This is a genomic window from Chryseobacterium rhizoplanae (genome assembly GCF_900182655.1).
GTDB classification, from domain to species: Bacteria; Bacteroidota; Bacteroidia; order Flavobacteriales; family Weeksellaceae; genus Chryseobacterium; species Chryseobacterium rhizoplanae.
Genome location: NZ_FXTC01000001.1, coordinates 56,628 through 78,799, shown reverse-complemented (window position 1 = coordinate 78,799; position 22,172 = coordinate 56,628). Strand labels below are relative to the sequence as shown.

Annotated in this window: 25 protein-coding genes; 15 read left to right on the top strand and 10 right to left on the bottom strand. The window is 37.0% G+C overall.

Annotated elements, in window-relative coordinates:
* Positions 1-32: 32 nt before the first annotated feature.
* The 11 genes from FN817_RS00345 (at position 33) to FN817_RS00295 (ending at position 8,909) form a co-directional block, all read left to right on the top strand.
* Positions 33-632: an anthranilate synthase component II gene (locus FN817_RS00345; RefSeq protein WP_142716217.1), complete on the top strand. Its 600-nt coding sequence runs from the start codon at positions 33-35 to the stop codon at positions 630-632.
* Between the two features lie 41 nt (positions 633-673).
* Entirely contained in the window at positions 674-1,660 is a 987-nt protein-coding gene (trpD, locus tag FN817_RS00340) for an anthranilate phosphoribosyltransferase (RefSeq protein ID WP_142716216.1), read from the top strand.
* 183 nt (positions 1,661-1,843) lie between these two features.
* Positions 1,844-2,617, top strand: coding sequence for an indole-3-glycerol phosphate synthase TrpC (gene trpC / locus FN817_RS00335; RefSeq protein ID WP_142716215.1), 774 nt, complete (start codon positions 1,844-1,846; stop codon positions 2,615-2,617).
* Between the two features lie 20 nt (positions 2,618-2,637).
* Positions 2,638-3,318 (top strand): phosphoribosylanthranilate isomerase, encoded by a 681-nt coding sequence (locus tag FN817_RS00330; RefSeq protein WP_185149881.1) that lies wholly within the window; start codon positions 2,638-2,640, stop codon positions 3,316-3,318.
* A gap of 25 nt (positions 3,319-3,343) precedes the next feature.
* Positions 3,344-3,856, top strand: a complete 513-nt coding sequence (locus FN817_RS00325; RefSeq protein ID WP_142716214.1) for a hypothetical protein — start codon at positions 3,344-3,346, stop codon at positions 3,854-3,856.
* A complete protein-coding gene (locus FN817_RS00320; RefSeq protein WP_142716213.1) occupies positions 3,853-4,398 on the top strand; it encodes a GNAT family N-acetyltransferase in 546 nt (181 codons plus the stop codon). The genes FN817_RS00325 and FN817_RS00320 overlap by 4 nt, the downstream gene beginning before the upstream one ends.
* 4 nt (positions 4,399-4,402) lie before the next feature.
* Positions 4,403-5,581 carry a tryptophan synthase subunit beta gene (gene trpB / locus FN817_RS00315; RefSeq protein ID WP_142716212.1) on the top strand — a complete coding sequence of 393 codons (1,179 nt, stop codon included), beginning with the start codon at positions 4,403-4,405 and terminating at the stop codon, positions 5,579-5,581.
* 86 nt (positions 5,582-5,667) lie between these two features.
* The gene (gene trpA, locus FN817_RS00310; RefSeq protein WP_142716211.1) at positions 5,668-6,402 is read left to right on the top strand and encodes a tryptophan synthase subunit alpha; all 735 of its coding nucleotides are present in this window, start codon (positions 5,668-5,670) and stop codon (positions 6,400-6,402) included.
* A gap of 31 nt (positions 6,403-6,433) precedes the next feature.
* The gene (gene lipB / locus FN817_RS00305) at positions 6,434-7,162 is read left to right on the top strand and encodes a lipoyl(octanoyl) transferase LipB (protein WP_142716210.1); all 729 of its coding nucleotides are present in this window, start codon (positions 6,434-6,436) and stop codon (positions 7,160-7,162) included.
* 406 nt (positions 7,163-7,568) lie between these two features.
* Positions 7,569-8,528: a protein-glutamine glutaminase gene (locus FN817_RS00300; RefSeq protein WP_142716209.1), complete on the top strand. Its 960-nt coding sequence runs from the start codon at positions 7,569-7,571 to the stop codon at positions 8,526-8,528.
* A 69-nt stretch (positions 8,529-8,597) separates the two neighbouring features.
* Complete coding sequence (locus tag FN817_RS00295; protein ID WP_142716208.1) at positions 8,598-8,909, top strand: hypothetical protein; 312 nt, start codon at positions 8,598-8,600, stop codon at positions 8,907-8,909.
* Positions 8,910-8,938: 29 nt separating this feature from the next.
* Here the strand turns inward: FN817_RS00295 and FN817_RS00290 are convergent, their stop codons facing one another.
* Complete coding sequence (locus FN817_RS00290) at positions 8,939-9,691, bottom strand: SDR family oxidoreductase (RefSeq protein WP_142716207.1); 753 nt, start codon at positions 9,689-9,691, stop codon at positions 8,939-8,941.
* Between the two features lie 259 nt (positions 9,692-9,950).
* On the opposite strand from FN817_RS00290, the gene FN817_RS00285 reads away from it, so the two are divergent.
* Genes FN817_RS00285 through FN817_RS00275 form a run of 3 tightly spaced genes read left to right on the top strand, consistent with a single transcriptional unit; the run spans position 9,951 to position 11,474 of the window.
* A complete protein-coding gene (locus FN817_RS00285) occupies positions 9,951-10,583 on the top strand; it encodes an NAD(P)H-dependent oxidoreductase (RefSeq protein ID WP_047423564.1) in 633 nt (210 codons plus the stop codon).
* A 31-nt stretch (positions 10,584-10,614) separates the two neighbouring features.
* A complete protein-coding gene (locus FN817_RS00280) occupies positions 10,615-11,052 on the top strand; it encodes a MarR family winged helix-turn-helix transcriptional regulator (protein WP_142716206.1) in 438 nt (145 codons plus the stop codon).
* Positions 11,049-11,474 (top strand): organic hydroperoxide resistance protein, encoded by a 426-nt coding sequence (locus FN817_RS00275; protein ID WP_142716205.1) that lies wholly within the window; start codon positions 11,049-11,051, stop codon positions 11,472-11,474. The genes FN817_RS00280 and FN817_RS00275 overlap by 4 nt, the downstream gene beginning before the upstream one ends.
* Before the next feature lie 155 nt (positions 11,475-11,629).
* Here the strand turns inward: FN817_RS00275 and FN817_RS00270 are convergent, their stop codons facing one another.
* The 9 genes from FN817_RS00270 to FN817_RS00230 form a co-directional block, all read right to left on the bottom strand.
* Positions 11,630-12,265 (bottom strand): peptide deformylase, encoded by a 636-nt coding sequence (locus FN817_RS00270; protein WP_142716204.1) that lies wholly within the window; start codon positions 12,263-12,265, stop codon positions 11,630-11,632.
* Positions 12,266-12,528: 263 nt separating this feature from the next.
* Positions 12,529-13,401: a ChaN family lipoprotein gene (locus FN817_RS00265; RefSeq protein WP_142716203.1), complete on the bottom strand. Its 873-nt coding sequence runs from the start codon at positions 13,399-13,401 to the stop codon at positions 12,529-12,531.
* Between the two features lie 164 nt (positions 13,402-13,565).
* Positions 13,566-14,594 (bottom strand): hemin-degrading factor, encoded by a 1,029-nt coding sequence (locus FN817_RS00260; protein ID WP_142716202.1) that lies wholly within the window; start codon positions 14,592-14,594, stop codon positions 13,566-13,568.
* A gap of 4 nt (positions 14,595-14,598) precedes the next feature.
* A complete protein-coding gene (locus FN817_RS00255; protein WP_142716201.1) occupies positions 14,599-15,249 on the bottom strand; it encodes a class I SAM-dependent methyltransferase in 651 nt (216 codons plus the stop codon).
* 2 nt (positions 15,250-15,251) lie between these two features.
* Positions 15,252-16,025 (bottom strand): heme ABC transporter ATP-binding protein, encoded by a 774-nt coding sequence (locus tag FN817_RS00250; RefSeq protein ID WP_142716200.1) that lies wholly within the window; start codon positions 16,023-16,025, stop codon positions 15,252-15,254.
* Complete coding sequence (locus FN817_RS00245) at positions 16,025-17,065, bottom strand: FecCD family ABC transporter permease (protein ID WP_142716199.1); 1,041 nt, start codon at positions 17,063-17,065, stop codon at positions 16,025-16,027. The genes FN817_RS00250 and FN817_RS00245 overlap by 1 nt, the downstream gene beginning before the upstream one ends.
* Positions 17,049-17,927: a heme/hemin ABC transporter substrate-binding protein gene (locus tag FN817_RS00240; protein ID WP_142716198.1), complete on the bottom strand. Its 879-nt coding sequence runs from the start codon at positions 17,925-17,927 to the stop codon at positions 17,049-17,051. Before FN817_RS00240 ends, FN817_RS00245 begins: the two co-directional genes overlap by 17 nt.
* A gap of 21 nt (positions 17,928-17,948) precedes the next feature.
* Positions 17,949-19,064 carry an HmuY family protein gene (locus FN817_RS00235; RefSeq protein WP_142716197.1) on the bottom strand — a complete coding sequence of 372 codons (1,116 nt, stop codon included), beginning with the start codon at positions 19,062-19,064 and terminating at the stop codon, positions 17,949-17,951.
* 16 nt (positions 19,065-19,080) lie between these two features.
* Complete coding sequence (locus FN817_RS00230) at positions 19,081-21,186, bottom strand: TonB-dependent receptor plug domain-containing protein (protein WP_142716196.1); 2,106 nt, start codon at positions 21,184-21,186, stop codon at positions 19,081-19,083.
* Between the two features lie 95 nt (positions 21,187-21,281).
* Between FN817_RS00230 and FN817_RS00225 the strand changes: the two genes are divergently transcribed.
* Positions 21,282-22,088 carry a T9SS type A sorting domain-containing protein gene (locus FN817_RS00225; RefSeq protein WP_142716195.1) on the top strand — a complete coding sequence of 269 codons (807 nt, stop codon included), beginning with the start codon at positions 21,282-21,284 and terminating at the stop codon, positions 22,086-22,088.
* The last annotated feature ends 84 nt before the right edge of the window (positions 22,089-22,172 follow it).

Genomic DNA, 22,172 nt, shown 5'->3' with positions numbered 1-22,172 from the left:
AAAACAGCAACAACCAACCTAACAAAAAAGAAATGAACAACAGTATAAACACTCAGCAGCCCCTTAAAGTTCTTGTTTTTGATAACTATGACAGCTTCACTTATAACCTGGTCCAGATTATTGAAAGAATTCTGAATCAAAGAGTGGATGTGGTAAGAAATGATGAGATTACCCTGGAAGAAATCGGAAAGTATGACAAGATCATTCTTTCTCCAGGTCCTGGAATTCCTGAAGAAGCAGGCATTTTATTAGACCTTATTAAAGAATATGCCCCTACGAAAAGTATTCTGGGTGTATGCCTCGGACAGCAGGCTATTGCTGAAGCTTTCGGAGGAAATCTTATTAACCTGACTGAAATTTTCCACGGAGTAGCAACCACTACGGAACTGGTAAAAGAAAATACTAAATTATTCAAAGATCTACATTCCGGATTGGAAGTAGGCAGATACCACAGCTGGGCAGTAAATCCTGAAGGTTTCCCGGAAGATCTGGAGATCACAGCTGTAGACAAAGACGGAATGATCATGGCTTTGCAGCACAAAACCTATGATGTACACGGAGTACAGTTTCACCCTGAGAGTATTTTAACTCCCGAAGGAGAAGTAATCATTAAAAACTTTCTTTTATCGTGAAAACACTAGGAATCCCATCAACAACAATAAAAACGCCACAAATGAAAGAAATACTGCAATACCTGTTCAACCATAATACGCTTTCAAAATCAGAAGCTAAGGCTACCATGATTGAGATTGCACAGAATAAGTTCAATGCCGCAGAAGTTACCGCATTTATCAGTGTTTTCCTGATGAGAAATATTACTCTGAAGGAAGTGGAAGGCTTCAGAGAGGCTTTGCTACAGATGGCTGTTCCAGCAGACATAGATGCCAGTGACGCCATTGACATTGTGGGAACGGGAGGTGATGGAAAAGACACCATTAATATCTCAACATTAGCCAGCTTTGTGGTGGCCGGAGCCGGACAGAAGGTAACCAAACATGGAAATTACGGAGCCTCCACTATCACAGGCTCATCCAATGTACTTGAAGAACTGGGCTATCAGTTTAAAAACAGTTCGGAACAATTGAATGAAGACCTTGAAAGAGCCAATATCTGTTTTTTACATGCTCCTTATTTTCATCCCGCGCTTCAATCTGTTGGATTATTGAGAAAATCTTTGGGATTAAGAACATTTTTTAACCTTTTGGGGCCATTAGTTAACCCTGCAAAACCCAAGTATTCAATGATTGGAGTGTACAACCTGGAAATTGCAAGAATTTACCAGTACCTTCTTCAAAAAGAGGAACGTGAGTTTATTCTGGTACATGGCCTTGACGGATACGATGAAATAAGTCTTACCGACGACAGCAAAATTATTACAAAAAACGGGGAAGAAATTTATTCTGCAGAAGATTTAGGGTTTAATCCGGTAACGCTGGAAAATATTAAAGCTGGCAGCACTGTTAAGGAAACGGCAAAAATATTTATGAATATCCTGGAAGGAAACGGTACGGAACAACAAAATTCTGTGATTCTGGCCAATGCTTCAGTAGCGCTGTACAACACGCACCGCTTCGGAACATATGATGATTGTCTTCTACTGGCTAAAGAAAGTCTGCAAAGCGGAAAAGCACTGAACAGTTTTAATCTTTTAATTAATTAGTGTTATTATTTTTTTCAACCGTTAAGAACTTTTAAGTGATGAAGAATAGTTAAGATCATAGCTAAAGCTATTTATTCAGCGACATCCTTTATTCTCCATCTTTGATGGAACTTAATTTATCTTATCACCTTAATATCCCTTAATGGTTTATCATTTTTATCATCTTATTAAATTCTGTATCAAATGACTATACTGGATAAAATTATTGAACGAAAAAAAGAGGAAGTTGCCGGAGCAAAATCACGCATATCTCTTGACCGGTTAAAACACACAGCCTTTTTTGGAAGGAAAACCCATTCTCTGAAAGAATCCATCAAAAATAAAAGCGGAATTATCGCTGAATTTAAAAGACAATCGCCTTCAAAAGGAATCATCAACAATAGCGTGGAACCGTTAGAAGTGGTTTCAGCATACGAAAATTTTGGAGCCAGCGGAATTTCTATCCTGACTGATCATGATTTTTTTGGAGGAAATTTAAATGATATTGTAAGTGTAAGAAATGATATTAACATTCCGATTCTGAGAAAAGATTTTATGATTGATGAATACCAGTTCTATGAAGCTAAAAGTATTGGAGCTGATGTTATTTTACTCATTGCATCCTGTCTTTCACCCGCTCAGGTAGAAGAATTTACAGATCTTTCTCATGAACTGAACATGGAAGTTTTGTTGGAAATTCATACCGAAGATGAGCTGAAACATTGTAATTCAAAAATTGATCTTGTGGGCATCAACAACAGAAATCTTAAGGATTTCAAAGTAGATCTTCAACATTCTGTTCAGTTGAAAAACCAGCTTCCCAAAGAAGTTTTATCTGTGGCAGAAAGCGGTATTTACAATCTTGAAGATTTTCAGTTTTTAAAAGAAAAAGGATTTGACGGCTTCCTGATGGGAGAATATTTTATGAAAAATACAAATCCGGCTAAAGCATTTGAAGATTTCTCAGTACAAATTTAATAGATAAAACATACCCTATCATGAACCTGCAACCTACCAGCACTCCAAAACTCAAAGTATGTGGTTTAACGCAATTAAACCAGATTCAGGAGCTGATCGCTATGAATGTAGATTTCCTTGGCTTTATCTTCTATGCAAAATCACCGAGATATGTTTTGAATCATCTGACCCTGGAAGAGATCTCTACTATTGGTCATCACGGGAAAACAGGTGTTTTTGTGAATGAAGACGCAGAAACCATTTTGGAAATTGTTCAAAAAGCAGGATTAAATTTTATTCAGCTTCACGGCGACGAAAGTAATAGTTTTATTGCTGAATTAGGACAAAAACTGGATCCTGAAGTTAAAATCATTAAAGTGATAAGGATAGGAGAAAATGATTCAGAAACCAAAAATAAAATACTGCAGACTTTTAGCCTGCAATCAACAACCTCAAATCGACAACCTATCTCCTATTACCTTTTCGATACAGATGGAAAAGCATTCGGAGGAACAGGAAAACAGTTTGACTGGCCTTTATTGAATGACCTTATTATTCCTTTGCCTTATTTTTTAAGTGGAGGTATTTCAGAAGAAAACATTGGAAATATTGAAGTATTACAACAAAAACCATATGCTTTAGATATTAATTCAAAGTTTGAAACAGAACCAGGATATAAAGATATTGGCCGTATCAACAAATTTAAAAACCTATATCAGTAAAAGATATAACAACTAAAAAAACACAATGATGAACATACATTTGCTAAAAAAGACATTTTATAAAACTTTATTTCCCCCCAAGTTCGGGAATGAAAAAATACAGTCTCTGTACCATTTTGTTGCTGAGAACGACAGTAATATAGAGCATTGGGAAGTTGGCGGATTATTGTCTGAGTTCATTGATATTATTAAAGATTTTCAGGAAACCGATATCCAGTATTTTTTTGAAAGAATCAGCTTGTGGAACAGCTATTATCTTGTTATTATTTCAGATAAGTTTCTGGAAAACCATGTAAGATCAGTTATAAAATATGACTTAGGATTGATTTATGCTAAAATATTTCTGCTGTATGAAGACTCTGATTCTTATTATATGATTGACAATCTGGAAATTGCCATTACCATGTATCAATCTAAAATAGATAAAGCAACGTTAATTGATTTAATGCATAAAATAGAATTATTACATTATAAAAAACTGATTACCAAACAACAATACGATTATCATCTTACATTTATTAATAGCTTAAACTCATGAAATATCAAGTAAAGGAAACGAAAGATTTAACGGAAAATGAGATAGAACATATCCTACAGCTTTGGGATATTTCTGCCTGGAACAGCATGAAGTCTGCTTATTTCCGGACTTTTTTCAAAGATTCTGAATTTCATTTTATAATGGATACTTATGAAAATATTCTGGCATTGATGCGTGTCAATTTTGATTTTACATTACAAATAGCCGGTACTGATTATTCCTTTGCGGAAGCTGTAGGACTTGTTTCTGCTCATAAAAAGAAAGGGTATGGAGCGGCTTTAGTTCGTCATTTCAAAGAAAATGTCATTCAGAGAAATTTGGATACTATTGGTTTCTGCCATTCGGATCTCCGTCCTTTTTATGAAAAGTGTTCAATTGAAATTCTTCATGACAAAGCTAAAATGATCAAAGAAAGTATCGGGTCGGAATGGGTTAACTCTGAAGACGATGATATTTTGATTTTTAATGCATCAAAGGAAACCAAAGAACTGCTTAATCAGCTAAGCGCCCAGAATAATGCTTATTTAATTACTAAAGAATAAAAAAATGAATTATAAAAACCCCGATGAAAACGGATATTATGGAGAGTTTGGAGGTGCTTTTATCCCCGAAATGCTCTATCCTAATGTAGAAGAATTACAAAAAAACTATCTTGAAATTATAGAATCTGAAGATTTTCAGGCTGAGTATCAGGATTTGCTGAAAAATTATGTAGGCCGCGCCACCCCTTTATATTTTGCTAAAAACCTAAGTCAGAAATACCAGACTCAGATTTATTTAAAACGGGAAGACCTCAACCATACCGGAGCTCATAAGATCAATAATGCTCTGGGACAGGTTCTGTTGGCAAAACGTCTTGGAAAAAACAGAATTATTGCTGAAACCGGAGCCGGACAGCATGGTGTTGCCACCGCTACAGCGTGTGCTTTGCTTGGTTTGGAATGCATTGTTTACATGGGAGAAATTGATATCCAGAGACAGGCCCCGAATGTTGCAAGAATGAAAATGCTGGGTGCGGAAGTTGTGCCAGCCACTTCAGGATCAAAAACACTTAAGGATGCAGTGAATGAAGCATTAAGAGACTGGATCAACAATCCTCAGACAACTCATTATGTGATTGGAAGCGTGGTAGGTCCTCACCCATTTCCGGATCTTGTGGCAAGATTTCAAAGTATTATTTCAAAAGAAATCAAAGAACAACTTAAAGAGAAAATTGGAAGAGAAAATCCAGATTACGTGATTGCCTGTGTAGGAGGTGGAAGTAATGCGGCAGGGACTTTTTATCATTTTGTAGAAGAAAAAGAAGTAAAAATCATCGCTGCAGAAGCAGGAGGACTGGGAGTAAATTCCGGGAAATCTGCAGCTACTACTTTCCTTGGAACCCTTGGTGTTCTTCACGGAAGTAAAAGCCTTGTGATGCAGACGGAAGACGGCCAGGTCATAGAACCTCATTCTATATCCGCAGGCTTGGATTATCCTGGAATCGGACCTTTTCATGCCCATTTATTTAAAGAAAAACGTGCTGAATTCTTTAGCATTAATGATAATGAAGCTTTGAAATGTGCTTTCGAACTGACCAGACTGGAAGGAATTATCCCGGCATTGGAAAGTTCCCATGCGCTGGCTGTTTTAGACAAAAAGAAATTTAATGAAAATGATGTTGTTGTTATTTGTCTGAGCGGCCGTGGAGATAAGGATATGGAAACGTATCTGAAGAATTTGTAAAAGGTAAAGGTATTCACGTAAAATGACTTTAACAGATAAAACCTGATCATAAATACATTTTACATCAATACAAAAAAAAGAAAGAAATGAAAAAACTAAATATATACTTCACCGCAGGAATTCCACAACTGGAAGATACCGCTGATATTATAAAACTGATTCAGGATTCCGGAGCAGATATGATCGAGATCGGAATGCCCTATTCTGATCCTGTGGCAGACGGCCCGGTGATTCAAAAGGCTCATGAACTGGCTTTACAAAACGGAATGACGATTGAAAAGTTATTATCTCAGTTAAAAGCCATCAAAGACGAAATCAGAATTCCCATTATCCTGATGGGATATATCAATCCGGTTTTGAGTTTTGGATTTGAGAGATTCTGTGCAGCATGTTCGGAAAGCGGTGTTTCAGGGTTGATTCTTCCGGATCTTCCTCCTATTGAGTTTGAGAAAAATTATCAATCTGTTTTAAAGCAGTACAATCTTAATTTTACCTTTCTGGTGACTCCGGAAACTTCTGATGAAAGAATGATGTATCTTGATTCTCTAAGTTCAGGTTTTCTGTATGCAGTAAGCTCTTCCTCTACAACGGGAAATGAAAATGCGGTTTTAAAAAATGAAAATTACCTTTCCAGGGTAGCTTCCCTCCCACTCAAAAATCCTGTGATGATCGGATTCGGAATTAAATCGAAAGAGGATTTTGAAAATGTAACGGAAAAAGCAGATGGCGGCATCATAGGAACAGCCTTTGTGAATATTTTGCTCCAGGATAAAGACTGGAAGAAAAGTGCCATAGATTTTATCCATTCCATAAAAGGGTAAAATTCACTAAATTTGTATATCAAAAATTGAAATGAATACAAATCAAAATAAATCAGTAGAATTTGAAGATTTAGGGGTCAAAGAATATCAGCCAGCCTGGGATTATCAGGAGCAGCTGATGAAAAACATCATTGATACCAAGATAAAAAACAGAGATCTTCCTGCAGAACAGCATACTACTACTTCCAACCATCTTCTTTTTGTAGAGCATCCTCATGTGTATACTTTAGGAAAAAGCGGACACGAAGAAAATATGCTTGCCGGCATTGATAAACTGAAAGAGATTGATGCTACTTTCGTAAAGGTAAACCGTGGCGGAGACATTACTTATCACGGTTACGGACAGGTTGTAGGCTACCCTATCCTGGATCTTGAGAACTTTTTTACAGACATTCATTTATATATGAGAAATCTGGAAGAAGTGATCATCAGAACGATTGCAGAATATGGCATTAAGGGGGAACGTTCTCCGGGAGAAACAGGAGTATGGCTGGATGTAGGGAAACCTTACGCCAGAAAAATGTGTGCAATGGGTGTGAAAGCTTCAAGATGGGTTACTCTTCATGGCTTTGCATTGAATGTGAATACGGATATGCGTTATTTTGAATATATCATTCCATGTGGGATCAAAGATAAGCAGGTGACTTCTCTGAAAAGAGAACTTGAAAGAGAGCTTACTCCCGAAGAAATGGAAGAACTGAAAGCAAAGATCAGAAAACATTTTGCTGACGTTTTTCAGGCAGAACTCGTTTACAAATAGTCAATTGACTTAAAATATAACAAACCCAGTTTCACCTATTGAAACTGGGTTTTTAGTTTAATATACCATTGTAATTTTTGTATTGTTTGGATTCCTGCGGAATAGACAATATGGATGGATAATATATCCTTAAAACACTAGTGTTTCAGTACATATCTTTATTCACTTTGTCCATTCTGTAAGAATCTATAAAATCAAAAAATTTAGTTTTATCAATTTACCATCATAATCATTACTTTTTAACCATTTTCAATACCATAAAATCAATAAAATGAAAGAATTAATATATTTTATTAAAAAAAACTCTTGCATATATTTTAAATTTTATTACTTTTAATATCACAAATAAGTGAACTATTACAAATTAAAATGTTCACTTAAAATTAACTACCAAAATATAAAAACTATGAAAAAATTTCTGTTATCCATGATGGTATTTGTGTCGGTACTGTCATTTAATTCCTGTTCAGATTCAGGTGCCAATCAGGATCCCAATCTTGTTGCCAAAGAGTCAAACGAAATTGCAATGAAAGATTTCGGCAAAACTGTCCCGGTAGGGATTGATAAAGAAGATGGGAAATTTAAAATCTCATTTATGGTTACTGCCCAGCCCTATTACATCAGGGACACTAAAGAAAATGCAGGTTATATTTCCATGATCAGACAGGCTGTTGAAAACGAAACTCCTGTTCAGATTTTCCTTAAGGCCAATACCAGCGAAATCGCAAAAGTAGACAAAGCTACCGCTGAAGATATCCGTTATTTCAAATCTATCCTTACTAAAGAAGTAAAAGAAGAGAGCAGAAAAGCAGTAAGTGTTATTCCTGATCTTGCCACTTTAAACAGTCTGTTTGCTCAGATAAAAAATCAGGCCTGCGGAACTTCTACAGCTTCTTCTCCATGCATCACCTTCAGATATCCTGTTGACGGATGCTATGCAAGAGCCCATAAAATGAGACAAATACTATTGAATGCAGGATACGATTGTGAAAAACAATTCGTGTACGGTAACCTGAGAGCTTCTACAGGAACATGCTGCGTATCATGGGTATATCACGTAGCAATATTGATAAGCTTTAAAAATGCTTCAGGAATTGTTGAGAAAAGAATCATTGATCCATCATTATTCTCCAGCGGACCTGTAACTGATTCTGCATGGAGAGCGGCATGTACCAATACAAGCTGTGGATCTGCTTCTGTATCTTCTTATGCCAATACTGCTGGAAATGTATATTACAGAAGCCCGGCAGGATCCTTACTGTATGATAACAATTATGTAAATACCAATTGTGTACTGAATATCTTCTCATCCCTTTCAGGATGTTCTCCTTCTCCTGCACCTAGCGTAGGAAGTTGTGGATTTTAACTCATTTATATAGAGCTCCTGCATTTATTTTGATACATTGCAGGAGCTTTTTACTTAATACTTTTTGCTATGAAAGCCTGGTCCTATTTACTATTATTTTTTATTATGATTACATCCTGTTCCGGTAATTCCAGTTCACAGAACTTAACCTGGTATAATAATGCTACTATTTCAGATATCACCGAAGATCCGGATAAACCCAATGAAGTAGTACGTGTTGCCATTGGAATCAGTGCCCAGGTTTTTTATATTTCAAAAAAATCACCGGAGTACAAAACTCTGATGGAAAAAGCAACCCAGAGCCTTAAGAAAAGTAAAACCTATGATATTGGTATTGAAAATAAAACCAATATCATCAAAGAAATTAAAGAGGTCAAATAACCTTTTAATTGCTTTGAAATAGTCTGCCATTATCTGATCACAGAAATCCCGGCATCTACTTTTACTTCAGCCGCATGGATATAGGAAGCTTCTTCTGAAGCAAGAAACAGAACTACATTGGCTATTTCTGACGGTTCCCCCTGTCTTTTAAATGGTATGGTAGGAATAATATCTTCAATCGCACTTTCAATCTGTTCTCCGGTTAAGCCTGTATTATTAAAAATATTGGTCTTAATATGTCCGGGACTCACCCCGTTGACACGAATCCCGCGTTCTGTAAGCTCTACCGCAAAGGTTTTAATGAAAGACTGCACAGCAGATTTAGCAGCAGAATACACGGAAAAATTATGCATCGCAATATCGGTAGCTACTGAAGTATTAAAAATAACGGAGCTTCCGCTATTCATCAACGGCAACAGCTGCTGTACTGTAAAAAAAGGACCTTTTACCAGAAGATTAAAAAGTTCGTCAAACTGATTTTCATCCACAAATTCTACGGGAGCAAATCTTCCGTATCCAGCATTCGCAAAGACCAGATCAATCTGTTCTGTATATTTTCTGACTTCCTGCTGAAGGTTCAACAGGTCTTTTATATTTCCGGCATCGGATACAATTCCAAAAGCCTTTTCTCCCAGTTTTTCCAGGGCTATATTCACAGTATCTTCACTTCTTCCTGTAATAATGACTGCTCCTCCTTCTTCAATGAATTTCTGGGCGGTAGCCAGCCCCATTCCATTTGTTCCGCCGGTAATTAAAGCCGTTTTGTTTTTAAATCTCTGCATTGTTTTTAGTTTAAAATTCTCCTGCAAAGATTGGAATACAAAGGCTTTGAAAAAATCCGAATCATGTGAAAAATGAGTTAAAAGCAAACTGTATTACTATTTATTTTAATTCATCAATAATCGTCATCAATAAAATCTTTCAAAATTAAATTGCACACAATTAAATTGTTTATACATTTGTGCTGTTGTTTTACTTCAATTAAAAAAACAGGAAGTTCAACAACCACCAAGTAGTTTAATTTAAAACAAAAGAAAAAAAATGTCATTAATAGAAAACCTAAACTGGAGACATGCTGTAAAAGCTTATGACCCGAACAAAAAAATTTCACAGGAAGACCTTAATACTATTTTAGAATCAGCAAGGCTGGCTCCTACTTCATCCGGATTACAACCATTCAGAATCATCGTGGTAGAAAATCAGGAACTGAAAGAAAAAATGGTAGCAGGTGCTTTAAACCCTGAAGTAATGAGAGATTCTTCTCACGTTTTGGTCTTTGCAGCATGGGACAGTTATTCTAATGAAAAAATTGACAAAGTTTACGATTATCATACGGATGTAAGAGACCTTCCAAGAGGACGTTTCGGAAGCTATACCGATAAAATTAAAGAAATCTATGGTGCACAGACTCCTGAAGAGCATTTTGCACACACGGCCCGCCAGACTTATATTGCGTTAGGAATTGCCCTGGCTCAGGCTGCAGAACTTAAAATCGACAGTACTCCGGCAGAAGGATTCAGTAATGAAGTGGTAGATGAAGTATTGGGATTAAAAGAATTAGGATTAAAAAGTGTAAGCCTTTTATACCTTGGATACCGTGACGAAGCCAATGACTGGCTGTCTTCTATGAAAAAAGTCAGAATTCCAATGGATGAATTTATCATAAAAAAGTAATACCTTCATCAAATCTTTCGTACCAAAACTTATGGAAAATCCGAAAACTCCCAAACTAGAAAACCAGATTTGCTTCCCGTTATATGTTATAGCCAAAGAGATCACAGGACTTTACCGTCCTTTCCTCGATGAGCTGGACATAACGTATCCGCAGTACCTTGTTATGATGGTATTATGGGAAGGTGACGGACTTACCGTAACCCACATCGGAGAAAAGCTGTTCCTGGACAGCGGTACTTTAACACCCCTTCTTAAAAGACTGGAGGCCAAAGGATTTATCATCAGAAAAAGGAAAAAAGAAGACGAAAGAGTGGTTGAAGTATTTTTAGACGAAGCCGGACAACAGCTTCAGAAAAAAGCATGTGAAATTCCGGGAAAAATTCAGGAAAGACTGGGTATACAGCCGGAAGAACTGCTGCACCTTAAAGACACAGTTCTAAAAATATTAAATAAAATAGAAAATAAATGAAAACATTATATACCACCAAAGTAACTGCTCAAGGAGGCAGAAACGGACATGTAAAAAGTGAAAACGGAGTATTGGATCTTGATGTAAGAATGCCGAAAGCATTAGGAGGAGCCAATGATGATTTTGCCAACCCTGAAATGCTTTTTGCAGCCGGATATTCTGCATGTTTCGACAGTGCTCTGAACAGAGTAATCAGTCTGTCTAAAGTGAAAACCGGAGAAACAACTGTTACTGCACAAGTGAGCATTGGCCAACTTGAGAACGGAGGTTTCGGTTTGGCAGCAGAACTTGATGTCAACATCCCCGGAGTTTCTATTGAGGAAGCACAGGCCCTGACAGAAAAGGCACACCAAATCTGCCCTTATTCTAATGCAACCAGAAATAATATGGAGGTGAAACTATCAGTAACCAACAACGATTAATCCAATTTTTTTAAGCATAGTTATAACGAAAGGAGCTGTTTCCATGGAAACAGCTCCTTTTATGTTATTTTTAACCACAGATTTCGCAGATGAGCACAGATGATTGAAGATATTTTAGTACCAGCGTGTCATCATTCATCATTTATAACTCATCATTACCTCCTGTCTTTCATTACATCACTTTTCTGATAGGCATCTACTTTTTTATAAGAATCATTTTTCTCTTTTTCTTTTTTATCGGAAATCAGAATGCCGAAAAGATGGTCGATCTCATGCTGGAAAATTACGGCTGTAAAACCTTCTACAATTTCTGAATATTTCTGTCCTTTCAAATCCACATATTCCAGTTGAATTACTTTGCTTCTGTAAAACTGATCCCTGAAGTCCGGAATTGACAAATCTCCTTCAGGACCAAGATTCTGCAGATCGGAATGCCAAACAATGACAGGATTGATAAAATATTCCAGAGGAGTTCCTTCTTTATCAAAACGCTGTACCCAGATGATCTTTCTGTTAATTCCCACCTGAGGCGCTGCAATTCCTACTCCACCATCTGTAGAAAGAAGAGATTCTTTCATTCTTTTTACCAAAACAGCTGTATTTGGATCAAGAGGATCTGCTTCTGAAGAAATGCTCAGCAATGTTTTGTGCTGATTGGAATCTGTAGTCTGATAGATTGGCATTGCCGTATTTATATCTCCCTGATTAATAATTGAAATCTCATTGGAAGTAAGTTTTTGAGCGTTCAACAGCCCGATAAAAAAAATCAGCAGGATGGGTAGTTTCTTCATGTTTTTTGAAATGTGATACAAAGGTAAATATTGTAGAATAAAAATGATTATGGAACGCTGATTTTTATGTTTTGGCTAAAGCCGTTGAAGCTTTGATAAAATGGCCGGGCTAAAGCCCGACCCTATTGAATTCAATGTAAGTTTGATTTTTGTCATTCTGAAAGGAATGCAATGCAGTGAAGAATCTCATAATTAATAGTAACATTCTTCCTTCGTCAGAAATCGAAGATTCGGCGTAGCCAATAACACTTTTGTAAAAAAAATTAAAAAGTCTTCGTCATATCTCCCGGAATAATCAGATTGAAGTCTGTCGGGATATAGTCTTTGGCCGGCACTTTCAATTCAGGATCTTCTGATTCAAAAACAGAAATGACGGCCATTTTCAGGTGGGGATTTTTCTGTTTGATATACCAATAGATTCCGCCAAATTCTTTGCTGTGATAGTTTCCGTTGTAATGGATAAATGTTTTTCCGGCCTGTAAGTTTTTCAGGATAGATTCTGCCATTGTAGCATCTTTCGTTGCCTGGGCTGAAATAAAATTCATCACTTTGGTTCCTTCCGCATGATCTCCCATCATTGCTTTCATTTCAGGATATCCCGGAGTATCTAATGTAACTTTTATCGGTAACTGAGCAATATATGTTTTCTCTTTTTCACTTAATTTGTTCAGGGATTCCAGACCTTCCTTAGCAGTTTGAGAGGCATATTTCCTTGGGATATTGGTGGCAATAAAATTCAGTTTTTTATTTTTAGCAAAATCTACCAAAGGTTTGTAATCCGTTGCATAGTTGTTCCATAAACGTGCGGAGTCTTTGAATATTTTGGCATCAAATTTTCCGTTCAGATATTGGTTCAGCTGAGGCTGATTGTCTCTTTCAAACATTTCAGCTCCTAAAATAAGCTGTCCTTTCTTTTTAGCAAACAAAGCTTCTGTAATTTTAAGCTGAAGCCAGTGATTGATGGAACTGTTATGGTTTTCACCAAAAAAGACCACATCATAATCCGCCAATTCTTTCACCAGTTTTTCAGTCTTTACTTCTTTTCCTTTTTTATCATAAAACTGATAAGCTTTAAGCTCCTGTGCCTTCAAAGAACAGAAACCCGCAAGCAATATCGCTATGAAAATATTTTTCATTTTATTTTATATTTAACTACAAATTACACAATATTTTGGCAGCTATTGCACCGTAACAGCACATCTTTTTTATTTAAATCTCAAATTATTTTCGCCAAAACCTGAAATAAAAAGACCGCTTTGAAGTTTACAAACAAAACGGTCTCATTCAAATTATCTAATTATTACTTTTCTAATGCTGCTACAAGATCCTTCCACTCCTGAAGCTCAGGAATTCCAGGCTTCCTTTTTCCAAAGAACTGAACGATAAAGTCTCCTTCTTTGTTGAATACTTCAATAGCTGTTACTTCTCCGTCTTCCGTTGGTTTTTTAACGATCCACGCTTCAGCAATTTTAGTTACATCAAGGTGCAAATTAAAATCGGGGTCCATCACGTTGAACCACTGCTGGTGCCAAAGTGTTTTCTTCACATTTCCGGTGTGAATCTGGATAATTCCTCTGTTTCCAACGAAAACCATGATCGGAGTATTCTTTTCAGAAGCATCTTCAAGGATGTTGACCACTTTCGCATTATCGATTTTTTTAGCAAATCCTTCCGGTGCCAATCTTAATGCCTGTGTTCTGCTTACCCCATATTTTCTGGTCATCATGAAGAAATCATGAGTGTCTTTCAATTCTGTCCATGCTTTTTTGAAACCTTCTACATCAATTTCTGCATCTGCTTTTTCAGCCTGTTTTGGAGCTACTGCCTCAAATACAAAAGCCTGATTCTGATCTTCTGCTTTGAATTTTTCAACGATAGCATCGAAAGCTTCTTCGTTACTATCTTTTGTCAGATAGATCTTGTGCAATGCCAGACCATCTTTTCCGAAAAACTGAAGACTTTTCTTATCTCCTTCTACTACGGCAAAAGCAAACTTCCAGTGATTAAGGAAAATTCTAAGGTCAATATCTTCACCCACAAAAAGCTGTGCGTGCGGGCTGCTGAAATCCCCGTTCTGATAGATTCCTTTTCTTTCGTGAACACACTCATCATTACGGGTAAGAGCCATTACTTTTCCTAACTTCTCAGCTTCTGTAAGAATTTCCGGGAAATCCGGGTTCAGGACAGTAACTCCTTCTCCAATGCTTGTTACCAATAATTTTGCTTCACTTACTTCTAACTGTGCAGCGGCATTTCTTATTCTGATATGTGGATTTTCTGCTTTCAGAGCTTCCCATTTTTCCTTTAAATCATTAACTAATGTGCTCATTACTTTACTTTTTTATGGTTAAAATTGTATAAATTCTTTGTATTGTTTCGTTTCCTGTTTTACTTTTTATCTGCTCTTCTTTTTCGGAAGTTTTCATTCTTTTAAAATGGCTTTTGGAAACCAGTTCTTCCATTTCATTGTTGTTGTAGAGTGTGAAATCATATTCCGTAAACGGCAGTTTTTCCATGAAATCTCTTTGCCCGAATGTAAGAACGAATGTTCCGTCATCTTTCAAGACCCTGTAGATCTCATTTAAAAATTCTACCGGATTTTCCCAGAAGTACACAGTATTGACTGTAAATATTTTATCAAAAGTTCTGTCCTGAAAAGGAAGCTTCTTTCCTTCATACAAAACAAAGTCTGCCTGGTTTTCAAATTCTTTATTGAGTTTTCTGGCTTCATTGTGCATGGTTTCAGAAATATCGATTCCTGTATATCTGAGGTTTTTGGCAAGGCTCATGATACTTTTCAGGTGTCCGGCATTGCCGTGCCCTATTTCTAGGATATGCTGACTGTCATCTATCACCAGTGTTTTGATACTTTCTAACGTCATACTGATGTTAGTGGCATTCATCATTTCACCAATCTCGATGCCTTTTTCTCCCTGAGGGTTGGCAAGATTATGTGCGAGGATTTTGAGTTCTTCTTTTTCCATGGTTATCCAAAAATGATCATTGGGTTATTCGTAATAGGGTGTCCGCAGATGGTACAGGGAAAATTATAGGCTTTGCTGATGTTTTCTGCTGTAAAAACTTCCTGTGGAGTTCCATAGGCGGAAACTTTTCCTGATTTCATCAATAAAATCTTGTCTGCAAATTGTGCAGCAAGGTTCAGATCATGTAAAACAACAATGGCACTGTTGGCTTTATTCGTAAAGTTTTTGATAATTTCCAACGCCTTATACTGATGTTTTATATCCAAATTATTCAAAGGTTCGTCCAGAAAAACCAGTTTATGGGTAATGTCGTTCTGTAATTGTGCCATTACTCTTGACAGATGTACCCTTTGCTTTTCTCCTCCGGACAAGGTATTGTAATCTCTGTCCTTCAGATGAAAAATATCGGTTTCATACATCATAGTATTCATGGCTTCCAGATCTTCTTTACCGGGCTGGGCATCAAAATAAGGATACCTTCCCATCATGACCACATCTTTTACTTCAAGCGGGATATCATTACTGTTATGCTGCGAAAATTTTGCTTTATGCCTGGAAAGCTCCTTTACATTCCAATGCTGAATAAGCTTATCTTTAAATAATACTTTTTGTTTTCCGGATTTCACTTCATCTGCCAAAACACTCATAAGGCTTGATTTTCCTGCTCCGTTCGGACCTACAATGGCTAAAAATTCACCATATTCCAGAGAGACATCTACCCCATCCAGAATACGGAATTCTTTATGTTTATAATTAATCTGGTGTGCCTTGATCATTACAGTGATTTTTTAAATTTAACCAAAATAGCAATAAAGATAGGTCCTCCCATCAGTGCAGTCAGAATTCCGATCGGAAGTTCAGACGGCGCTACAATACTTCTGCTGAATGTATCTGCCGTCAACAGCAAAATACTTCCGCACATGGCTGATAAAGGCAGGATAAAGGTATTGTTGGATTTGAATAAAAGTCTTAAAATATAAGGTACAATAAGACCTACAAAACCAATTGTCCCTGAAAATGCTACACAGGTTCCCACCATTAAAGCAACGGTGATGATGATCTGTTTTTTCAGTTTTTCCACATTGATTCCCAGGTGCTGTGCATCTTTTTCTCCCAACATCATGGCATTCAAAGCTTTTCCTTTAGGCAATAAAATGATGTAAGCTATCGTCATTACAACGGCCAGAATGATATTCTTTGTCCATGTAGCAGCTGCCAAACTTCCCAGATTCCAAAAGGTAAGATCTCTAAGCTGTTCATCCTTTGAAATATAGATCAGGAACCCGGTAATTGAAAAACCTATTGCGGTTATTGCAACGCCGGTAAGCAGCATCATCACTACATTTGTCTTCCCTCCGCTTGTTGAAATCCTGTATACCAGCATCATAGATAAGAATGATCCTACAAAAGCTGCGATTCCTACCAATGAAAACTGTACAGCCTCAGGAAGGTATTCTTTGAAATGTCCTCCTAAAACAATCGCAATTGCTGCCAGCAGGGTTGCTCCCGATGTAAGGCCAATCAAATCACCTGTTGCCAGCGGATTTTTAAAAAGTCCCTGAAGGCTGGTTCCTGAGACGGAAAGCATTCCTCCTATTAAAATTGCCATAACAATTCTGGCTGCTCTTACATCCCAAATCACATATTTATCACTTAAGGATAATGACGGATCACCTTTTATAAATTGCCACAGTGCCCTGAACGGAGAATTCTCTCCGAAATCATAAACTCCTGTATTAAGTGACAGCACTGCTATAATGACCAGCAGTACTGCACTTATAATAAGATAAAAGTATAGTTTACTTTGTGTTTTCAATTAAAAGTTTGTTTAATCCTACTGCTGCTTCTCCTAGTCTCGGTCCGAAACCTGATACTAAACCTCCATCCATTGCGATGATCTTCTTATTCTTTCCTGCATTGGTTTGGGAAACACCCGGCATTTTAAGAGCACCTTCATTTCCTCCTGCTCCCTGTAAACCTGTTTCAAAGAAGAACAGAACATCAGGATTAGCTTTTACAACGGCTTCAGGGGTCAATGGTTTGAAGTCTTCAAAATCAGTTACAGCATTTTCACCTCCTGCCAGAGTGATCAATGAAGCCATTGGTGTATTTTTACCACTCACCATCAGCATATTTCCTCTGGCGTAGATGAACAATACTTTTGGCTTTTTAGCAATAGGCTGTACCTGTTTAAGATCTGCGTCAATCTTGTCATTTAATTTCTGGTAATCTGTATTTCCAATCGCTTTTGCTACAGATTCGATTAACTTTTTAGTTCCATCTACTGTATATTCCTGTTTGAATACTTCAGTTTGAATCCCGGAAGATTTGATTTTCCTCATTAATTCAGGGTTGATATCTTTATCGGAAGCTAAAATTAATGTCGGAGAGACTGCCATGATCGGCTCAATGGTCATTGATCTCATATGCCCTAAATCTTTAGCTGTAGCTTTTAAAGATGCCGGGTAAGTACTTGTAACGTCTGTTCCTACGATTTCTTTTTCGTAGCCCAAAGCAGCCACGATTTCAGTAATTCCACCGTTTAACGTTACTATTTTATTGTTGGTTTTTGGTGCTTCAGAAGTGGCTTCTGTTGTATTTTCTTTCGTTGATGCTTCTGCCTTTTTGCAAGAATACACTGCTACAAGTACAGAAGCTGCAAGGATGAATTTTTTCATGATATACTATTATTTGATTATTTATAAAGGTTCAAATTCAAAATTGGTGTACCCGCGGTTTCCGTTTTCGTCTTTCATTTTGTTGAATCTCAGTTTAAAGTAGAAGCCTTCAGCATCTTTCAGCACAAAGAAACGATCTGAGTAGACAAAAGGAACCGGATTCGATGCCGTGCCCGTTGTTGTTCTCCACTTATCACCGATGGCTCTATGATCATTAAAAACAAATTTGGCAGGTTCAACATCTTTCAGTTTAAATGCAGTATAAGCCTGGTCCAGACTTCCTGTAACACTTACCTGATAGGCACCTACTCCATTCAAGGTATTGGTCGTTACAAAATCTGCATAGAAATAGCTTCCTGCACTGGTTGCAGGTCCCATGAATACCTCATTGGTAAACGTTGTGAATACCAAATCCCAGCTTTTTTTCTTAGGCTGAATTTTTACAGGTGTACCTGTTTTCAGGTTGAAAAACGAAAAGTTGTATTCTGTATCTTTGGTAATGATATATTCTTTGATATCTGTTCCTGTTGCATTCAGATCGGCATAGCGGATTTTATATCCATTCTGAGCTCTAAGGATCTGAATTTTTTTCCATCCTCTCGGATCACCGGACAATGAGACGGAACCTGCCCCGATATTGGCTGCGGAAGGTATTTCTCTTCCCAGATTGATCAGATAAACAGGATTATCAGAATCATTTTCTTTGATGGCATCAATCCCGGAAGTCTGAGTCAGAAAATTACCATCAGGATTGTCGATATATTTCATATTGGCAGCATCAAATGTTCCCACCTGAGCAATTTCTTTCAAACTTTCAACATCAGCATCTTTTATTTTACTGATATCTGTAGCATCAGGTATTTTAATAACTGTCATAGCAAGAGATCCGTTCATAATCACACGAAATTCATCTCCTGTATAAAAACCAAGATCCCAGTCTGTTCTGCTGTTGACAGCCGGATTGGTGTAATCACTCAGATCAATCCAAACCTGATTAGGTTCTGTAGGACCACCAACTTTTACATTAACTTCTGATCCAGTCATGGGAGGAACCGGAACCGGATCTTCATCTGCAGAGAGACAAGACTGTGTGGCCACCATGATGGAAAGAACAGAAAATATTTTTAAATACTTCATAACAGTAACTTATTATTTAAAATTGAAACATTAATCTGGCAAAATAGCTTCTGCCATAGTATAAATTAACAAAACCATTCGCTGCTGTATGCGCTGAACCAGCAACTGCAGTAGAGTTTAATCTCGTCACATCAAATATATTTTTCACCCCCGCAGAAATTTCAAAATGCTTATTCCAGAAAGGCTGGCTTACGATAAAATCCATCATATGGAAACTGTCCACTTTTCCAAGGCGGAAACCACTTGCTCCGTCAGACACATAAATTCTGTCAGGACCTGTGAATTTATAGTAAAGGGCAAAATTGGTATCGGTATTTTTCAGTTTGTACGTTGCAGATGCGCCTGCCTGTACCAAATACTGGAAATCTGTAGGAGAAGAGGATGTTAATTCATTCATTGATACGGATGTTCCGTTTACAGATCCCCTTAAAGACAGGGCAAACTGATCTTTTCTGAAATCTACATTGGCTGAGAATAATAGATTTTTATACCTGTTCAGATTCATGTATTTATAGGTAGAAGGTTGTTTTACCACAACCATTTCAATCCTGTCACGAACATCCAGATATAATGCATCTACTCCATAAGCGATTTTCCAGCCATTATCCACTGAAAAGTTCTGATTCCAGAAAAGCCCTGCAGAGAATCCTTTTTCAGGATTTAAATCCGGATTTCCCTGTACATCATGATTAAGATTTACAAAATACGTGTACAGTTCATCATATTTAGGGAAACGGTTTGCAGATCCTAAGATTGCTCTAAGATTTGAATTCTCAGAAGTTTTATATCTTGCTGATAAGGAATAGTTGTATTGATCATTGAAGTTCTCACTAAGGGAAAGCCTTACTCCCGGTCTTAATGAAAGTTTGTCTGAAACATTCCATTCTGCAGAAAGGAAATTGGAATAGGTAAATATTTTTCTTTTTACCGCTTCTCCAAAGAAATCTCCGGCAATTAATGCAGCATATCCGTTGGTATAATCTAACTCATAACCCAGCTGGAAATCAAAAACTTTGCTATCCAGGAAGTTACTGAACATCCCTCTTGAGTAGATAACATCTGTTTTATAATATGATTTTTCGTCCTGACGGCTCTTTATTGCTCTGTTTGGAATATCGTAATTGTAGTCGTAATATTTTCTGTCCTGATTCTGATAAGAAAAATCCCCCATGTACCGGATATGTCCCAGATTGGTTTGAATATTAAACTGGTGAATCCAGCGGTCAGTATTGTACTTTCTGTCTCTACTCTCATAAGATACTCCACCTACTCCATCATTAAGCGGATTCCTGCTTACTTCAGGGTTGTAGAAGTTAAAATTCTCATTAAGATAGGACAGTTTGTAGAAAAATGTTGTTTTGTTTTTGGTATATCTTAACAATGCAGAGGCATCGTACTGGTCTTTCGGGTTCCATTCATAGCCTCTTTGATTGTCCTGTCCGAAATATTTGTAACCTTTGCTTTCTCCTTCATATCCCATAAACTGGTTATGGTTGAAATTGATACTTGCAAACCATTCTTTGCTGATGTTATAATCTATATTCAGGTTTTGAATATGTCTTCCGTTCCCTCTTTTCTTAAGATCGTAATTATCTCTTACGGTTTCTTCCTGTACCGAACCTCTTACACTTACTTTTTTTGTACTGGTTTTCTTTGTAATAATGTTGATTACCCCGGCAACAGCTCCATTTCCATATTCAACACCCATGCTTCCTTTTACAATTTCAATTCTTTCAATATTGCTTAAGGTAATTTTGGTAAGGTCAATATTACTTCCCAATCCTGTATCCCCTACTACCGGAATATTGTCTATAAGGATTTTTACATAATCACCATTAAGCCCCATAATATTGGCGGTGGAATTTCCTAAACGGGTATCCGGAGTGATCTGTATGTTAAGACTTTGATTTAAAACCTCGGCAACATTAGTGGCTGCCATATTTTTAATCTGTTCTGCATCAATTACATCAACCTTATATATCGATTTGTTAATGGACTGCTGCATGTACTGTCCTGTAATAACAACTTCTTCAATTTTCTTTTGATTAAGAGAATCCTTTTCTTGTGCATTCACCCATAAGGCCACGGATAATGATAGAACGGAAAGCACTTTCTTCTTCATAAGGGTACAAATTTTCGACAAATATAAAACTTTATTTAGACTCATTAAAAATAAATATATATTTTTGTGGAATAATTCTAAATAAAAATAATCTCATGAAATTAAAATTACTTTTAGGAACTCTGATGTTTACAGCCTTAACAGCGAATGCTCAGGTATCTAACATCAATGAAAATTTCAATAATTTTACAGCCGGGAATACCACTTTCCCTCAATTTGGGTGGTCTGCCATTGTTGCACCAATTACCGGAGAGTTTCCTCCTGTACCTCCGAGAATGATTGTAGCAGGTGATTCTAACAGGTTCGTTCAATCCTATGCAGGAAATAATGCGACAGGGTCTTCATATCTGATTGCTCCACAAATTGAAACTCCAACCGGAAATAAGACATTAACTTTTGATACGACTTTAGTATCCCCATCTCCCGGTCCGGGAAGCATCCAGATTGGGGTAGCATCCAATCCTGCGGATATGTCAACATTCGTTCCTGTCGGAATCCCTATCAATGTATCGGTTATTGGTACAGTTCAGAATATCAGCGTAAATATTCCGGCATCTACAGGTTCATATATTGTATTTAAATTCACTCCTACAGCAACGCACGTTGCAATCCAGGTGGATAATGTAGTGTATAACACGACAGCTTCTTTAGGAGTAAATGACAATAATAAAGTAACAGAAAATTTCAGATTTGCCTTAAATTCTGATCAAACGGCATTGGAGTTTAAATCAAAAAAAGATCTTAAAAATATCAGTATTTATTCTGCTGCCGGACAAAAAGCAACAGAAGGGAAACCAAACGGACAAAATTTTGATATCAGCACTCTTCAGACCGGAGTTTATTATATGAATATTGAAACTGCTGAAGGAAAAACGATTCAGACAAAATTCATCAAAAAATAAGGTTTATTAGACTATTATTGGCCTTTTTAAAGCCGGCGGGATCATTCCTTCCGGCTTTTCTGTGCTCTTATTTTTATATAAACA